Origin of the sequence: Curvibacter lanceolatus ATCC 14669, from assembly GCF_000381265.1 — a bacterium.
Classification (GTDB): domain Bacteria; phylum Pseudomonadota; class Gammaproteobacteria; order Burkholderiales; family Burkholderiaceae_C; genus Curvibacter; species Curvibacter lanceolatus.
This window is the reverse complement of the sequence record NZ_KB906257.1, coordinates 240867-255441: the sequence shown is the minus strand read 5'-3', so window position 1 is coordinate 255441 and position 14575 is coordinate 240867. Positions and strand designations below refer to the sequence as shown.

General features: G+C 65.2%; 11 protein-coding genes and 1 tRNA gene. 4 read left to right on the top strand and 8 right to left on the bottom strand.

The genetic code is table 11. The annotated features are described in order from the left end of the window. Positions 1-67: 67 nt before the first annotated feature. The 7 genes from clpX to F624_RS0111675 form a co-directional block, all read right to left on the bottom strand. A complete protein-coding gene (clpX, locus tag F624_RS0111705; protein WP_019574497.1) occupies positions 68-1333 on the bottom strand; it encodes an ATP-dependent Clp protease ATP-binding subunit ClpX in 1266 nt (421 codons plus the stop codon). Positions 1334-1432: 99 nt separating this feature from the next. Beyond that, a complete protein-coding gene (gene clpP / locus F624_RS0111700; RefSeq protein ID WP_019574496.1) occupies positions 1433-2041 on the bottom strand; it encodes an ATP-dependent Clp endopeptidase proteolytic subunit ClpP in 609 nt (202 codons plus the stop codon). A 104-nt stretch (positions 2042-2145) separates the two neighbouring features. Then, positions 2146-3456 carry a trigger factor gene (gene tig / locus F624_RS0111695; protein ID WP_019574495.1) on the bottom strand — a complete coding sequence of 437 codons (1311 nt, stop codon included), beginning with the start codon at positions 3454-3456 and terminating at the stop codon, positions 2146-2148. Between the two features lie 374 nt (positions 3457-3830). Beyond that, the gene (locus F624_RS0111690) at positions 3831-4433 is read right to left on the bottom strand and encodes a hypothetical protein (protein ID WP_157443423.1); all 603 of its coding nucleotides are present in this window, start codon (positions 4431-4433) and stop codon (positions 3831-3833) included. A 280-nt stretch (positions 4434-4713) separates the two neighbouring features. After that, positions 4714-4800 (bottom strand) — tRNA-Leu (locus F624_RS0111685). Positions 4801-4977: 177 nt separating this feature from the next. After that, a complete protein-coding gene (locus F624_RS0111680) occupies positions 4978-8145 on the bottom strand; it encodes an efflux RND transporter permease subunit (protein ID WP_019574493.1) in 3168 nt (1055 codons plus the stop codon). An 8-nt stretch (positions 8146-8153) separates the two neighbouring features. Next, on the bottom strand, positions 8154-9389 hold the full coding sequence (locus F624_RS0111675) for an efflux RND transporter periplasmic adaptor subunit (RefSeq protein WP_084679486.1): 1236 nt from the start codon (positions 9387-9389) through the stop codon (positions 8154-8156). Between the two features lie 136 nt (positions 9390-9525). Between F624_RS0111675 and hpnC the strand changes: the two genes are divergently transcribed. The 3 genes from hpnC (at position 9526) to hpnE (ending at position 12702) form a co-directional block, all read left to right on the top strand. Further along, positions 9526-10431, top strand: a complete 906-nt coding sequence (gene hpnC, locus F624_RS0111670; RefSeq protein WP_019574491.1) for a squalene synthase HpnC — start codon at positions 9526-9528, stop codon at positions 10429-10431. Between the two features lie 74 nt (positions 10432-10505). Continuing rightward, positions 10506-11345 (top strand): presqualene diphosphate synthase HpnD, encoded by an 840-nt coding sequence (gene hpnD, locus F624_RS0111665; RefSeq protein ID WP_019574490.1) that lies wholly within the window; start codon positions 10506-10508, stop codon positions 11343-11345. After that, positions 11338-12702, top strand: a complete 1365-nt coding sequence (gene hpnE, locus F624_RS0111660) for a hydroxysqualene dehydroxylase HpnE (protein ID WP_281170933.1) — start codon at positions 11338-11340, stop codon at positions 12700-12702. The genes hpnD and hpnE overlap by 8 nt, the downstream gene beginning before the upstream one ends. A gap of 7 nt (positions 12703-12709) precedes the next feature. Here the strand turns inward: hpnE and F624_RS0111655 are convergent, their stop codons facing one another. After that, complete coding sequence (locus F624_RS0111655; RefSeq protein WP_019574488.1) at positions 12710-13405, bottom strand: HAD family hydrolase; 696 nt, start codon at positions 13403-13405, stop codon at positions 12710-12712. 49 nt (positions 13406-13454) lie between these two features. Here F624_RS0111655 and hemH point away from each other — a divergent pair, with 49 nt between their 5' ends. Beyond that, positions 13455-14549 (top strand): ferrochelatase, encoded by a 1095-nt coding sequence (hemH, locus tag F624_RS0111650; protein WP_019574487.1) that lies wholly within the window; start codon positions 13455-13457, stop codon positions 14547-14549. Positions 14550-14575 lie beyond the last annotated feature (26 nt).

Below are 14575 nucleotides of genomic sequence, written 5' to 3'. Positions count from 1 at the left end.
CGCCGACATGACGGCCAAGCAGCCGCCGTGCCAGCACCAGGTTGGGTCATGTTGCCAGCCCGGGGGGTCAAGCCTTCTTGGCCGCCTCGCGGTACACGAGCAGCGGCGGCTTGTTCTCATCGATGGTGGACTCGTCCACCACCACTTTCTCGACATTCGAGGCATTCGGCAGATCGAACATCGTGTCGATCAAGGCATGCTCCAGGATCGAACGCAGGCCCCGTGCACCGGTCTTGCGGGCCAAGGCTTTCTTGGCGATGGCCTGCAAAGCCGCAGGGCGGATCTCGAGGTCGACACCTTCCATGGCCAACAGCTTGTGGTACTGCTTGACCAGGGCGTTCTTGGGCTCGGTCAGGATCTGCACCAGCGCATCTTCGCTGAGTTCGGCCAGCGTGGTCACCACCGGCATGCGGCCGACCAATTCGGGGATCAGGCCGAACTTGATCAGATCCTCAGGCTCCACCTCGCCAAACATCTCGGTCAGGCTGCGTTGCTTCTTGCTCTTCACCGAGGCGCCAAAACCAATGCCCGAGGCTTCGGTGCGGTTCTCGATCACTTTTTCGATGCCGGCAAAAGCGCCGCCGCAGATGAACAGGATGTTGGTGGTGTCGATCTGCAGGAAATCCTGGTTCGGATGCTTGCGCCCACCTTGGGGCGGCACACTGGCCATGGTGCCTTCGATCAACTTCAGCAAGGCCTGCTGCACCCCTTCGCCCGACACGTCGCGGGTGATCGAAGGGTTGTCGGACTTGCGCGAAATCTTGTCGATCTCGTCGATGTAGACGATGCCGCGCTGGGCGCGCTCGACGTCGTAATTGCAGCTCTGCAGCAGCTTCTGCACGATGTTCTCGACGTCCTCACCCACGTAACCGGCTTCGGTCAGGGTGGTGGCGTCGGCCATCACAAAGGGCACATCCAACATGCGCGCCAGCGTCTGGGCCAGCAAGGTTTTGCCCGAGCCGGTGGGCCCGATCAGCAAGATGTTGCTCTTGGAGAGTTCGACCTCGTCCTTGGCACCCTTGTCCTTGTGGCGCAGGCGTTTGTAGTGGTTGTACACCGCCACGGCCAGCGTGCGCTTGGCCACTTCCTGGCCGATCACATAGTTGTCGAGGTTGAGCTTGATCTCGGAAGGCGTCGGCAGATCGCCACGGGCTTCGCGCCCCGCCTCGGTCGAAGGCAGCTCATCACGGATGATCTCATTGCAAAGATCAATGCACTCATCGCAGATGAAAACCGATGGACCGGCGATCAGCTTCTTCACCTCGTGCTGGCTTTTGCCGCAAAAGGAGCAATAGAGTGTTTTCTCGCTGGTGGAGCCTTTTTTGTCGGCCATGTCGGAAATGCCTTGTAACGCGTTGTTCTAGATGATAGCGAAATAAAAAACGGCGCTTCCCTCTCCCGGGAAACGCCGCTCATTCAGCCGGGATACTGCTCAAGGCCGCTTGGCAATCACCTGATCCACCAAGCCGTAATCTTTGGCTTCGTCGGCAGACAGATAGTAATCGCGCTCGGTGTCGCGCTCGATCTTCTCCAGCGGCTGCCCTGTGCGTTCAGCCAGGATCTTGTTCAACTGCTCGCGGGTCTTGAGGATCTCGCGGGCGTGGATCTCGATCTCGGTGGCCTGGCCTTGCGCGCCGCCCAGGGGCTGGTGAATCATCACCTTCGAATTGGGCAGCGAGTAACGCTTGCCCTTTTCGCCCGCAGCCAGCAGGAAGGCGCCCATGCTGGCGGCCATGCCGATGCACAGCGTCGACACCTGCGGCTTGATGAAGTTCATGGTGTCGTAGATGGCCATGCCGGCACTCACCGAACCACCCGGCGAGTTGATGTAGAACGAAATGTCCTTGTCGGGGTTTTCGCTCTCCAGGAACAGCAGCTGCGCCACCACCAGGTTGGCGGTCTGGTCGTTCACCGGGCCCACCAGAAACACCACGCGTTCCTTCAGGAGGCGTGAATAAATGTCGTAGGACCGTTCGCCACGACCCGATTGCTCGATGACCATCGGGACCATGCCCAGGCCTTGAATGTCCAGTGCGCTCATGTTTTCTCCAAGGGGAAACCTAACTGTACCCAAAAATGAAGTGGGGCCTGCGCAACAAAGCACAAGCCCCTCAACATCTCAAAAAAGAGAGATCAGATCAGGTCTCAGGCCTGGCCCATCAGTTCGTCGAACGAAACCGACTTTTCAGTGACCTTGGCCTTGGACAGCACGAATTCGGTGACGTTGTTTTCGATCACAACACCTTCGACTTCGGCCAGGCGGTTCTGGTCGCCGAAGTACCAGCGCACCACTTCAGCCGGCTTCTCGTAACTGGCAGCCAGCTCTTCGATGTGGGCCTTGAGTTGCTCGGGCTTGGCTTGCAGTTCGTTGGCACGGACCAGTTCGGCCACCACCAGACCCAGGCGCACGCGACGCTCGGCTTGCGGGCGGAACACGTCATCAGGGATCGGGGCCTTGTCGGCGTCCTTGATGCCGCGCTGCTTCAGGTCAGCACGGGCGCCTTCGACCAGACGGCCGATTTCAGCCTGGATGCTGGCGTTGGGCAGGTCGAGTTCGGCCTTGCTCACCAGGGCGTCCATCACGGCTTGCTTGTTGCGGGCCAGCAGACGGAACTTCACTTCACGCTCGAGGTTGGCCTTGATGTCGGCGCGCAGCGCGTCCACGGTGCCGTCAGCGATGCCCAGGGTCTTGGCCAGGGCGTCGTTCACTTCGGGCAGGTTGGCGGCTTCGATCTTCTTCACGGTGACCAAGAAGTCGGCTTGCTTGCCGGCCACATCCTTGCCGTGGTAGTCGGCCGGGAAGGCCAGGGGGAAGGTCTTGCTTTCGCCAGCCTTCATGCCGCGCACGGCGTCTTCGAATTCCTTCAGCATCTGACCGTCAGCGATCAGGAACTGGAAGTCTTCGGCCTTGCCGCCGGCAAAGGGTTCGCCGTCGATCTTGCCTTCGAAGTCGACCGTCACGCGGTCGCCGTCCTGGGCAGCCTGATCCTGGGCGCGCTGAGCGAAGGTGCGGCGTTGCTTGCGCAGGATTTCCAGGGTCTTGTCGATGGCGGCTTCGTCCACATCGGCCGCCAGCTTTTCGACTTCAGCGGTCGACAGGTCGCCGATCTTGACTTCGGGGAACACTTCGAACACGGCGTCAAAGGTCAGCTCGCCTTCAGGCGCGCCTTCTTTTTCGGTGATGCGGGGCTGGCCGGCCACACGCAGCTTGGCTTCGTTGGCAGCCACAGCAAAAGCCTCGCCCACCTTGTCGTTCATCACTTCGTATTGAACGGAGTAGCCATAGCGCTGGGCCACCACGGCCATCGGCACCTTGCCCGGACGGAAGCCGTCCATCTTGACGGTGCGGGCCAGGCGCTTCAGGCGCGTGTCCACTTCAGCCTGGATTGCCGTGACGGGCAGGGTCAGCGTGATCTTGCGTTCGAGCTTCTCGAGGGTCTCAACGGTAACAGCCATTGTTTTCTCCTGATATGGCGTGTCAGGCCGCGTGATGTGCACGTCCTGGCCTGGCGTAAAAAATCTCACATGTGGTGCGCGGGGGGGGACTCGAACCCCCACACCATTGCTGGCGTCAGGACCTAAATCCGAATGAACCAAACGCGCACGGATTAAATTTTCATAGGGAAAACCGAAAAAAACGGACTGATTTTTCCGACTTTCCCAAACTATTTCCCAAACTCGAGCAGAATCCCAAACAGGCCCCTACCCGCTTCGAGAGGCAATGCCTCCCTCCGGGGAACTCGGCATTCTAACTGACCAGACTTTTCAGGTAAGGCAGAACCCATGGCAAACATCTCCAATCGCTCCCCTTGGCAAGTCAAGCTGGCCGGTCAGAAGGAGCAGAGGTTTCGCCTCAAATCCAAGGCCTTGGAGTACCTGGCAAGCCAGGGACACCCCGATCCAGCCAAGTTGCCCAAGAACGCCTTAAAGCAACTGGAAACGGCTTTTGAGGTCCAGATCAAACTGGCCGACAAGGATGACTGCTCGAATTCATACGAGGCAGCCTCGACAGCAGCGGAGAGTCTCGAAAGAGTTTTCCGCATTTGCTCCTCGCAACCCATGCTTTCATCCCCATCGAGACGCTCACCAGCAATGCGATGCCCGATACCTGACAGCAACTCCCTGGCCTGCACCCGATAGATTGCAGCATGAAGTTCGCTCTGAAAGCTGGATACCGTCGCACTCGCTCTGGTAGTGGCGCCTCGGGGCCGTCCAGGTTTCTTGACGATCAGTTCAGGGGGTTGATCAACTGGCGGCGCGTACTCCGACAGCGACGTCTTGTCGAGGTAAGCGGCAAACTCGATGATAGAAACAAGAATCTTGTTGCGGGGCCCGCGACTGACCTTGAACGGCAATTTGCCTTCGTAGTTGAGGTTGTACAGGTGGCCACGCCCATATCGCGTCAAGGAAGCAATTTGGTCGATGTCGAGCATCAGCACGCCGGGAAACATCGCTTGTAGCAATACGAGGTGTTTTGATGGCATACGAGGGCGCGATGGAATCGGTGCTAGATGTTCAGCAGCATAGCCCCGGTCTGGAAGGTGTCGCGTTTCAGCAACTTGAACACCCTCCCAAATTTCCCAAAATTTTCCCAAACCGGAGGGATGAATTTAGGTGAAAACTGATGAAGATAAATGAAAACAAGTGAAAAGAAGGGAGAGCCTAAAAATCACGCAAGTGACTGATTTTCCATGGCTTTCCCCGCTTTTACTATGGTGCGCGGGGGGGGACTCGAACCCCCACACCATTGCTGGCGTCAGGACCTAAACCTGGTGCGTCTACCAATTTCGCCACCCGCGCGCCTGAAAACAAAACGGGCGATCAGCTCACACTGACCACCCCAACGAAATCGGTCAACCTTCTATTTTAGCGGGATGAAATCCGGGTTCCGGCCCGAAACCGGGTCAGATGCAGGGTTCTGAGGCCCGAAAAGGCCCCAAAACCCCGCAAATTTCGCGCTGCAAGCCGCGCCAACGCTCAATTCACCTCGATTTCGGGGCGCTTCACGCGGAACCAGGCGGCATACATGGCCGGCAGGGCCAGCAAGGTGAGCAAGGTGGCCACGATCAGGCCGCCCATGATGGCCACGGCCATCGGCCCCCAGAACACGCTGCGCGACAGCGGGATCATGGCCAGCACGGCCGCCGCGGCGGTCAGAACGATGGGGCGCAAGCGGCGCACCGCCGACTCCACGATCGCGTCCCAGGCCGGCACGCCGCGGGCGCGGTCTTGCTCGATCTGGTCGATCAGGATCACCGAGTTGCGCTGGATCATGCCCATCAGGGCAATCACCCCCAGCAAGGCCACGAAGCCGAACGGCCGGTTCAGCACCAGCAAGGCGCCGGCCACACCGGCAATGCCCAGCGGGCCGGTCAGGAACACCAGCACCGAGCGGCTGAAACTCTGCAACTGCAGCATCAGCAGGGTGAAGGTCAGGAACAGCATCACCGGCAGGCCGGCGACGATCGAGGCCGAACCCTTGCTGCTCTCCTCCACCGCGCCCGCCACTTCGATGCGGAAGGCCTGACCCGAGGCCTGCCACTTCGCCTCCAGGGCACGCAGCTCGGGCAACAGCTCAGCCGTCACCGTGGCGCCTTGCAGGCCTTCCACGATGTCGCCCTGCACGGTCACCGCATAGTCGCGGTTCTCACGCCACATCACGCCTGGCTCCCAGGTGAACACCGGCTTGGCGATCTGGGTCAGCGGGATGGAACGCCCGTTGGCGGTGGGCAGGTAGGCATTGCCCAGGTCGGTGATCGCGTTGCGCTCTTCCAGGGGCTGACGCACCACGATGTCGATCAGCTTGTCGTTCTCACGGAACTGCCCCACCGCCGTGCCCGACAGAATGGCCGCCGAGGCCTGCGCGATCGCCTGGCTGGTCACACCCAGGGCGCGTGCCTTGGCCTGATCGACCTCCATGCGGATCACCTTCACGGACTCGTTCCAGTTGTCGTTCACACCCCGCATGTGGCTGTTCTTGCGCAGCAGCTCCTTGACCTCGTCGGCCCGCTCGCGCAGCACCGCCGGGTTCGAACCCAACACCCGGAACTGCACCGGGTACGGCACGGGCGGCCCGTTGGGCAACAGCTTGACGCGGCCACGCACCTCGGGGAACTCTTCGGCCAGCAAGGCCGGCAGCTTGATGCGCAGGCTCTCGCGCACCTTCAGGTCCACCGGCAGGATGATGAATTGCGAGACGTTGGTCTGCGGGAACACCTGGTCCAGCGGCAGGTAGAAGCGGGGCACACCCGAGCCCACCCAGGTGCTCACGCTCTTCACGCCCACCTCTTCACGCAGCCGCGCCTCGACCCTTTGGGTGACGGCGTCATTGGCTGCAAACGAGGTGCCTTCGGGGAACCAGATGTCCACCAGGATCTCGGGCCGGCTGGAATCCGGGAAGAACTGCTGCTGCACCTTGCCCATGCCCACGATGCCCAGCGCAAAAATCGCCAGCGTGGCCGCGATGGTGGCCCAGCGGTGCGCCACGCACCAGGTCACGGCGCGGCGGAAGGTGTTGTAGAACGGGGTGTCGAACATCTCGTGCGGCTCGCCGCCCTCATGCCCGGCGCCCATCTCCTGCACATGGGGCGGGCGCTTGAGCAGCCAGGCCCCCAGATACGGCACAAAGTAGACCGACACCACCCAGCTCAGCACCAGGGCGATCACGGTCACCGCGAAGATGGCAAAGGTGTATTCACCCGTCTGCGACTTGGCCAGGCCGATCGGCAAGAAGCCGGCCGCCGTGATCAAGGTGCCCGTCAGCATGGGCATGGCAGTGATCTCGTAGGCGAAGGTGGCGGCACGCACCTTGTCGTAGCCCTCCTCCATCTTGCGCACCATCATCTCCACCGCAATGATGGCGTCGTCCACCAACAGGCCCAGCGCAATGATCAGCGAGCCCAGCGAGATTTTGTGCAGCCCGATGCCCCAGTACCACATGGCCAGAAAGGTCACGGCCAGCACCAGCGGAATCGTGATGCCCACCACCAGGCCCGGACGCACGTCGATGTAATAGCGGCGCCACAGCGGCTGGCTGCCCGCTCGCTTGTGCAGGCCCAGGCTCACGAAGCTCACGGCCAGCACGATCACCACGGCCTCGATCAGCACGTGCACAAACTCGCCCACCGAGGTGGTCACCGCCTTGGGCTGGTCCTGCACCTGCACCAGGGTCAGGCCGGCCGGCAGGCTTTTCTCGATCTTCTCGGTGGCCAGTTGCAGCTGTTTGCCCAGCTGGATGATGTCGCCGCCCTTGGCCATCGACACGCCCATGGCGATCACTTCACGGCCGTTGTGGCGCACCTTCACCGACGGTGGGTCCACATAGCCACGGCGCACCTCGCCGATGTCGCCCAGTCGGAGCTGGTTGCCCGAGCTGCCGCGGATCGGCATGGCGCGCAACTGCTCCACCGCCTCGAACTGGCCTTGCACGCGCACCTGCACCACGTCCTGCGGCGTCTGCACGGCACCGGCACTCTCCACCGCGTTCTGGGCGTTGAGCTGGGCCAGCACGGCGTTCAGGTCAAGACCCAGCTGGGCCAGGCGCTTTTGCGAGATCTCGATGAAGATCTTCTCGTCCTGCACGCCGAACAGCTCCACCTTGGCCACGTCGGGTACGCGCAGCAGCGACTGGCGCACATCGTCGGCAAAGGTCTTGAGCTCGGCATAGCTGAAGCCGTCCGACTCCAGCGCGTAGATCACGCCATACACATCGCCGAACTCGTCATTGAAGAACGGCCCTTGAGTGCCGGAGGGCAAGGTGTATCGGATGTCGCCGATCTTCTTGCGCACCTGGTACCAGACGTTGGCCACATCACCCGGCTTGGACGAGTCCTTGATCTGGAAGATGATCTGCGACTCGCCCGGCTTGGAGTAGCTGCGGATGCGGTCGGCATAGGGCACCTCCTGCAGGGTCTTTTCGAGCTTGTCGGTGACCTGCTCGGCCACCTGCTGGGCCGTGGCCCCGGGCCAGTAGGTGCGCACCACCATGGCCCGGAAGGTGAACGGCGGGTCTTCATCCTGGCCGAGCTGAAAGTAGGCCGCAAAGCCCAGCAACATCAGCACCACCAGCAGGTAGCGGGTCAGCGCCGGATGATCCAGCGCCCATTTCGACAGGTTGAAGCTTTCCTTGGGCTGCGCGTTGCTCATGCCAGACCTCACTTGGCCGCAGCGGCAGGAGCGGCATCAGCCGGGGCCACGGCCGCGGGGGCAGCGGCAGAGGGTGCGGCCGGGGCCGCAGCCGGCGCCGCCTGGGCACCCTCTGCACCGGGCAAGGCCTTCTTGGGTTGGTAGATGGTGACCTTCTGGCCCGGCGACAGCACGTGCACGCCGGCCGCCACCACCAGGTCGCCCGGCTTGATGCCACTGGCCACCACGGCTTCGTTGCCATCCGCCGTGACGATCTCCACCGGTTGCAGGCGCACGGTCAAGGCTTTCGGATCCAGCACCCAGACGGCGGTCGACCGGCCTTCCTGACGCAAGGCGCTGGTGGGCAGCTTCAACACCGCCGGGGCGGCCTTGTCCAGGCCCTGCGGCAGCACGTTCACGGTCGAACCCAGGGCCGGAGCGCCCTGCACCGGCAACGCCACCTTCACCGTGTAGGTGCGGGTCACGGCATCGGCGCTGGCGGCCACTTCACGCACCTCACCGTCGATTTCACGCCCTTCGGACCACACCTTGACCACCACCTTGGCCCCCACGCGCACCGAACCCACCTTGTCTTCAGGCACCGCAAACACCACGTCGCGCGGGCCGTCCTGCGCAATGCGCACCACCGGTGTGCCCGACTGCACCACCTGGCCCGGTTCGGCCTCGATGGCCGTCACCACGCCTGAGACATCGGCCGCCAGCGAGGTGTACGCAATCTGGTTGCCCTGGCTGGCCAGTTGGGCCTGGGCCTGCTCCAGCGTGGCCTGCGCGGCCTTCAGGGTGGTTTCACGGCGTTGCAACTCCGAGCCGCCGATGAAGTTCTTGTCGTACAGATCCTTGTAGCGGCGGTAGTCGGCTGCGGCCAGATCGCGGTTGGTCTGCGCCGAGGCCACCTGGGCCCGGCCCGCATCGGCAGCCAGCTTGAAGTCCTGCGGGTCCAGCTGGGCCAGCACCTGCCCCACCTGCACGCGCTGCCCGAGCTCGGCCTGACGGCGGATAATCTTGCCGCCCACCCGGAAGCCCAGGCGCGACTCGATGCGCGCCCGAACCTCGCCCGAGTACTCATTTTTCGTGCCCATTCGGCTTTCGGCCACCGTCAGCACCTTCACCGAGCGAACCGGTTCGGCCGCCGGTTCGGGGCGTGAGCAAGCGGCCAACAGGGTGACCAGAGAGAGAATGAGAGAAACGCCGACGATCCCACCAAAAAGGGGACGGGCACGGTGGACATTCACTGTGACGGGCATGGGCAACCTGCTGAACGAAGTGCGGGTAAGCGGCACCAAGGGAGCCCTTGGCGCCAGAAAAGTGTCAAGTCACCAAGGCCAAGCCTGGGGTTCAACATTAATGACTGATTGGTTAGTAGCCTAAGGGATTGTTCTGATGCATGTCAAGCCAAGCGCCACCGGAACCCCCGAGCCCGCCCCTCATCGCAACCCTGCCCAGGCTGAAGTGTTGCCACTGACCCACTACGAGAATTTTCCGGTGGCCTCATGGTTGTGCCCGCCCCGGCTGCGCCCCCCGATCGCCGCGCTCTACCACTTTGCCCGCACCGCTGACGACATCGCCGACGAAGGCGACGACAGCCCGGCGCAGCGCCTGGCCACCCTGGCCGCCTACCAGGCCGAACTGCACGCCACCCTGGCCGCCGGCTCGGTGGCCGGCGGGCGCTGGCAACCCGTGCTGGCCCCGCTGGCCCGGCAGCAGGCCGCCTGGGGCCTGCCAGTGGCGCTGCTGGACGACCTGATCAGCGCCTTCATGCAAGACATTGCCTACACCCGCGACCAACAGCGCTACCCCGACCGCGACAGCCTGCTCGACTACTGCCGCCGCTCGGCCAACCCCATCGGGCGCCTGCTGCTGCACCTGCATGGCGTGACCGACGCGCCCGCCCTGGCCCAGAGCGACGACATCTGCAGCGCCTTGCAGCTGATCAATTTCTGGCAGGACCTGAGCCAGGACATCCCACGTGGGCGCCACTACCTCACCGAAGCCGACTGCCTGCGCTTCGGCGTGCCACGCCAGCAACTGCAGGCCCTGCAGGCCAGCCCCGCCACCCTGGCCCTGATCGCCGACAACCTGGCCTGGGCCGAACAGCTGATGCAGCGCGGCGCCCCGCTGGTGCACCGCCTGCCGGGGCGCGCCGGCTTGGAGCTGCGCCTGGTGGTGCAGGGGGGCCTGCGCGTGCTGCAGCGCATACGGGCCACCGGCGGCAACCCGCTGGCCCGGCGCATCAAGCTGGGCCGGGCCGACGCCCTGCCCCTGCTGTGGCGCACCCTCTGGATGTGAATGGCCTTGGCACGGGCTGGCTCACCGGGCGGTCACAAGATGGGACAATGCGGCGCGTACGCCCAGCCCAATCCATGACCCCAGAAGACTACGTCCAGCAAAAAGCCGCCGCCTCGGGCAGCAGCTTTTATTACGCCTTCCTGTTCCTGCCCAAGCCGCGCCGCGCCGCGATCACGGCCTTTTATGCCTTTTGCCGCGAGGTGGACGATGTGGTCGACGAGGTCAGCGACCCCGGCGTGGCCATGACCAAGCTGGCCTGGTGGCAGAACGAGGTGCGCCAAGCCTTTGCCGGCCAGGCCAGCCACCCCGTGATGCAGGCCCTGATGCCGCACGTGCCGGTGTATGGCCTGCGCCAGGAACAGTTGCAGGCCGTCATCCAGGGCTGCCAGATGGACCTGGAGCAGACCCGCTACCTCGACTACCCTGGCCTGCAACGCTACTGCCACCTGGTGGCCGGCGTGGTGGGCGAGGTCTCGGCCCGCATCTTCGGCCAGACCGATGAACGCACCACCGAATACGCCCACACCCTGGGCCTGGCCTTCCAGCTGACCAACATCATCCGTGACGTGGGCGAAGACGCCATGCGAGGCCGCATCTACCTGCCCGTGAACGAGCTGCAGCGCTTTGACGTCAAGGCCCACGAGGTGTTGCAACGCGTCTACTCGGATCGTTTCACCGCCCTGATGAAGTTCCAGGCCGAGCGGGCCCACCAGTTGTACGACCAGGCCATGGCCCTGTTGCCCGCGGCCGATCTGCGGGCCCAGAAGCCCGGCCTGATGATGGCCAGCATCTACCGCACCCTGCTGCGCGAGATCGAAGACGAGAACTTCCAGGTGCTGCACCAGCGCATCAGCCTGACCCCCTTGCGCAAGCTGTGGCTGGCCTGGAAGGTGCAGGCCCTGGGCCGTGTCTGAGGCCCCAACACAGGCAGCACGCCACCTCGCCGTGGTCGGCGGCGGCTGGGCCGGTCTGGCCGCGGCCATGGCCGCCCACGACCGGGGCTGGGCCGTGCACCTGTTCGAGGCCGCCCCCCAGCTGGGCGGCCGCGCCCGCACCCTGCCGGGCCCCGCCGCCCTGGCCGGGCTGGACAACGGCCAGCACATCCTGATCGGTGCCTACGCCCAAAGCCTGCGCCTGATGCGCCAGGTCGGGGTGGACCCCGAACAGGCCCTGCTGCGCCTGCCGCTCACGCTGCGCTTTCCCGATGGGGGCGGGCTGCAACTGCCGCGCTGGCCGGCCCCGTTCGATGCAGCCGCCGGCATCCTGGGCGCGCGGGGCTGGTCGTGGCGCGACCGGTTTTCGCTGCTGGCCGCCACCCTGCGCTGGCAGATCGCCGGCTTCCGTTGCGCCCCCGATGCGAGCGTCCTGGCCCTGTGCCAGGGCATCCGCCCCCGGGTGATGGCCGAGTTGATCGAGCCCCTGTGCGTGTCCGCCCTCAACACCCCGGTGGACCAATCCAGCGGCGAGGTGTTTTTGCGCGTGCTGCGCGACTCACTGGCCGGCGGCCCGGGCGCCTCGCACCTGCTGCTGCCACGCACCGACCTGAGGGCCCTGTGGCCTGAGCCGGCGGCGCAGTACTTGCGCCGCCAGGGCCACAGCGTGCAAACCGGCCAACGCGTGCATGGCCTGCGCCGCGACACCAAGGGGCGATGGCAGCTTGAGTTCGTGACGGAGCTTGAGGCCCCCACCGCCTTCGACCAGGTCATCCTGGCCTGCCCGCCCGGCGAGGCGGCCCGCCTGCTGACGCAGGCCTCGGGCCTGGCCGGCGATGAACCCGCCCGCCTGGCGGCCTGGGCCACCCAGGCCCAGGCGCTGCGCTTCGAGGCCATCACCACGGTGTACGCTCAGGCCGATGCAAAGGCAGGGGCCGTGCCCGATCCCCTGCGCCTGCCGCACCCCTTGCTGACCCTGCGCTGTGGGCCCGAGGCCCCGGCCCAGTTCGTGTTCGACCGCGGGCAACTGGGCGGCCCGGCCGGCCTGCTGGCCTTTGTGCTCAGCGCCAGCCCCGATCTGAGCCGCGAGGCCCTCACCCAACAGGTGCTGGCCCAGGGCCGGCAAGCCCTGGCCCCGCTGGGCCTGAGCGCCCTGCACCCCCTGGGCACGGTGATCGAAAAACGCGCCACCTTTGCCTGCACCCCGGGCCTGCAACGGCCCGCCCAGCGCCTGATCCCGGGCCTGTGGGCCTGTGGCGACTACGTCGAAGGCCCCTACCCTGCCACGCTGGAAGGCGCAGTGCTCAGCGCCCAGGCGGTGGTGGCGGCCCTGGGCTGAACCCGGCTCACCCCACCAGATGCCGGCACAGCTCGTGCAGGCTGCTGATGGTCCAGGGGGCCGGGCTGGCATGGGGCCAGGCCTTGGCCTCGCGGTTCACCCACACCGCCTGCAGGCCCGAGTTCAAGGCCCCCATGACGTCGGTGTCCACATCGTCGCCCACGTGCAGCACCTCGGCCGGGGCCACGGTGGCCGCGGCGGCGGCGGCTTCGAAGATGCGCGGGTCAGGCTTGGCCACGCCAAACTGCTGCGCGCTCAGGCTGGCGCTGAAATACGCCCCCAGCCCCACGCGCTGCACATCGGCATTGCCGTTGGACAAGGCCACCAGGGGGTAGCGCTCGGCCAGGCGGCCCAGGCACTCGTGCACGTCGTCAAACAGGTCCACGCGCTGGCGCTCGGCAAAGAAGACCTCGAAGGCCGGCTCGGCCAGGGACGGGTCATCGCCGGCCTGCCCCAGGGCCAGGCGGATGGATTCGCGCCGCAGAGCGCTCAGGTCGCTGGCCAGGTCGGGGCGCAGGGTGGTCATCTGGTTGCGGATCTCGCGCAGCGCACCGGGGCGCGAAAACAGGGTGGCGGTGGCCGGCGCATGGCGCTGCAGCCAGTCGGCCAGCACCGTCTCCGCGCGGGCGATGGTGGGCCAGATGGGCCATAAAGTGTCGTCCAGGTCCAGGGTAATGGCCTTGATTCGGGCGTGATCGAGCATAGGTGGCTGAGAATACTGCATCCCTCAAAACCTCAGCCCCACCCAGCCCATGCCGTCCAAGTTTGCCCCCGAGCCCGCCTACCGCCACGGCCAAGCCGCCCGCACCGCCATCCTGCTGTGCAACCTGGGCACGCCCGAGGCCCCCACGGCCTCGGCCCTGCGGCGCTACCTGGCCCAGTTTCTGAGCGACCACCGCGTGGTCGAGATCCCGGCCCTGATCTGGAAGCCCATCCTGCACGGCATCATCTTGCGCGTGCGCCCGGCCAAGTCGGCCGCCAAGTACGCCAGTGTCTGGACGCCCGAGGGCTCGCCCCTCAAGGCCTGGACCGAGAAACAGGCCAAGCTGCTGCAAGGCTGGCTGGGCGAGGCCGGCCACCCCGTTCAGGTGCGCTATGCCATGCGTTACGGCCAGCCATCGATCGCCAGCCAGCTGGATGCCTTGAAGGCCGATGGCGTGACCCGCGTGCTGATCCTGCCGGCCTACCCGCAGTACTCGGGCACCACCACCGCCAGCGTGTTTGACGACGTGGCCCACTGGGGCCTTCGCCAGCGCCACCTGCCCGAGCTGCGTTTCATCAACCGCTACCACGACGACCCCGGCTACATCGACGCCCTGGCCCGCCGCGTCGAAACCCACTGGCGCGAACACGGCCAGCCCGACCAGCTGGTGATGAGCTTCCACGGTGTGCCCGAGCGCACCCTGCACCTGGGCGACCCCTACCACTGCGAATGCCTGAAGACCGGCCGCCTGCTGGCCGAACGCCTGGGCCTGCGCGCCGATCGCTACAAGATCACCTTCCAGTCGCGCTTCGGCAAGGCCAAGTGGCTGGAGCCCTACACCGAACCCACCCTGGTGGCCCTGGCCCAGGCCGGCACCGCCCGGGTGGACGTGGTCTGCCCCGGCTTCACCAGCGACTGCCTCGAAACCCTGGAAGAAATCAGCCAGGAAGCGCGCGAGGCCTTTATGCATGCGGGGGGCCAAGCCTTTCACTACATCCCCTGCCTGAACGACAGCCCGGCCTGGATCACCGCCCTCAGCGCCCTGGCCCAGCAGCACCTGCAGGGCTGGCCCACCCAGGCCCCGACACCGCAGGCGTTGGCGGACAGCCGCGAGCGCGCCCTGGCCGCCGGCGCCAAGCACTGAGCACGGCACCTGCCCCCCTGCGCTGA

Excerpts from the sequence above, each read along its gene's own strand:
- tig (WP_019574495.1), bottom strand. The coding sequence starts at position 3,456 with ATGGCTGTTACCGTTGAGACCCTCGAGAAGCTCGAACGCAAGATCACG.
- F624_RS0111675 (WP_084679486.1), bottom strand. The coding sequence starts at position 9,389 with ATGCCCGTCACAGTGAATGTCCACCGTGCCCGTCCCCTTTTTGGTGGG.
- clpP (WP_019574496.1), bottom strand. The coding sequence starts at position 2,041 with ATGAGCGCACTGGACATTCAAGGCCTGGGCATGGTCCCGATGGTCATC.
- hpnC (WP_019574491.1), top strand. The coding sequence starts at position 9,526 with ATGCATGTCAAGCCAAGCGCCACCGGAACCCCCGAGCCCGCCCCTCAT.
- hpnD (WP_019574490.1), top strand. The coding sequence starts at position 10,506 with ATGACCCCAGAAGACTACGTCCAGCAAAAAGCCGCCGCCTCGGGCAGC.
- F624_RS0111655 (WP_019574488.1), bottom strand. The coding sequence starts at position 13,405 with ATGCTCGATCACGCCCGAATCAAGGCCATTACCCTGGACCTGGACGAC.
- F624_RS0111680 (WP_019574493.1), bottom strand. The coding sequence starts at position 8,145 with ATGAGCAACGCGCAGCCCAAGGAAAGCTTCAACCTGTCGAAATGGGCG.
- hemH (WP_019574487.1), top strand. The coding sequence starts at position 13,455 with ATGCCGTCCAAGTTTGCCCCCGAGCCCGCCTACCGCCACGGCCAAGCC.
- F624_RS0111690 (WP_157443423.1), bottom strand. The coding sequence starts at position 4,433 with ATGCTCGACATCGACCAAATTGCTTCCTTGACGCGATATGGGCGTGGC.
- clpX (WP_019574497.1), bottom strand. The coding sequence starts at position 1,333 with ATGGCCGACAAAAAAGGCTCCACCAGCGAGAAAACACTCTATTGCTCC.